This window comes from Microbacterium esteraromaticum, assembly GCF_900163815.1.
Taxonomy (GTDB): Bacteria; Actinomycetota; Actinomycetes; order Actinomycetales; family Microbacteriaceae; genus Microbacterium; species Microbacterium esteraromaticum_B.
The window spans coordinates 1-1672 of record NZ_FUKO01000015.1 but is presented as its reverse complement, the minus strand read 5'-3'; the positions used below and the strand labels follow the sequence as shown (position 1 = coordinate 1672).

1 protein-coding gene is annotated in these 1672 nt (G+C 66.8%); it reads right to left on the bottom strand.

Translation table 11 applies throughout. The annotated features are described in order from the left end of the window. Positions 1-142: 142 nt before the first annotated feature. On the bottom strand, positions 143-1549 hold the full coding sequence (locus FM104_RS04945) for an IS1380 family transposase (protein ID WP_087130357.1): 1407 nt from the start codon (positions 1547-1549) through the stop codon (positions 143-145). Positions 1550-1672 lie beyond the last annotated feature (123 nt).

Sequence of the window (1672 nt, the reverse complement as noted above, 5' to 3'; positions counted from 1 at the left end):
AGCCTCGATCCACCGACGAGCTGCAGGTGGGGCGGGCTGGCGTGATCGAGGTTCGGTGGCGTGTCGAGGGCAGGGGTGAGTTCCGGGCGTCGCATCCCGGTCGTCCACTGAGGTCCTTGTTCGTGCCGCGGCGCGGCGGTGGTCAGCTGATCGGGGCCGGTGGCGGGGCGTGAGCGGTTGCGAACAGTCTCGCGAATGCTGCCTCCCAGGGCCAGGCCTTCGGAAGGTGCAGCGTGACGCGGCGCGCGGAGCGGGCCAACCGTGCGGGGACATGGATGAGGGTGCGGCGGATCGTCGCGGTGGTCGCTCTCGCGAGTCGCCCGGCCTTGTCGGCGATGAGACCGGCAGCACGGGCGAGGTTGAATGCGATGACGGCGAGGACGAGCCAGGCGCTGTTCGCGGTGAACACTCCCGACGGTAGGTGCGCGAGCGGCCCGTTCTTGAGGTCGGCGTGGACTTGCTCGATGATCGCGTGAGCGCGGTGGGTCTTGTCCGCGACCACCGTGTCCATCGCCTCCTTGTCGGTGGTGGTGAAGAACGCGTGATGCCGGTAGGTGTCGAACAGTGTCGGCTGCTCCACCTGTCTCGGGTTCAGGTCGGGGATGCGTCGCACCACGAGCCGCCCGGCGATGCGTTCTGCCTTCTTCCGAGAGCGGAACGCGGTGAAGTCGATCTCGGCGACCTCGGCTTTGGAGATCAGTTGCCCGGTGGTCTCGTCACGGATCGAGTCGGTGTACTCGATCATCGTCCACGCATCATCGGGAATGGTCGCGATCGCGGCCTTCACCGCAGGGTCCATCCGAACAGTCACCGACACGTCGGCGCCGGCCTTGATCGCGGTGCCGATGGTCGCGTGCCCGTAGAACGCGGAGTCTGCCCGCAGCAACGGCGTAGCACCGGTCGCGGCGCCGGTGCGGCGCAGGGTGGCCAGAGCGTCGCCGACGATTCGCGCGGCGCCTTTCGGAGACCCTGTCTTCCCCTGCCGCAACCGCTGGCCCAGGATCACCGGCGCCGACGACGCCGTCGACGCGGTCGCGAGCAGCGCGTTCAGGCCGCGGACGCCGGAGTATCCGAACCCAGCGCCCTGCTTCTGGTATCCGTGGACCTCGATGATCGTGTCGTCCAGATCGACCATCACCTGCTCCCCGGTCCGCACCTGCAGCAGTGGCGTGTCACCGGTGAGGTTCCCCAGAACGCGGGAGGCGATGGCGTCGAGTTGGCGGACGTGTCCGAATCGGAACTCGCGCAGGAACGACCCCAGCGTCGACGGCGCATACGTCCGGTCGAACAGGCGACCCATCCCGCCGTGACGGAGCAGGTCCATGTCGTCGATCGAGTCCGCCCCGGCGAGCATCCCCGCAACCAACGCCATCACTTTCGCCCCAGCGTTGGAGCCCTTGTCCGTCGGGACGCTCAAGCGGGACTGCGTCAGCTCGTCGAGCCCCGCTTTCCGCGCGAGACCGAGCATCGGGACCAGGCCCGCGGCCGACACGAGATTCGGATCATCGAATACCGCTGAAACCGCGGCAGGAGCGTGCTTGAATTGCATCTACGAGATGCCTCTCTGACTGGGTGAATAGGACCTTAGACAAGCTCTATTCTTCCTGGTCAGAGGGGCATTTCTATGTCACGACGCTCGCTCAGAACCCAAGCTCATCGGTGAATCGAGGCT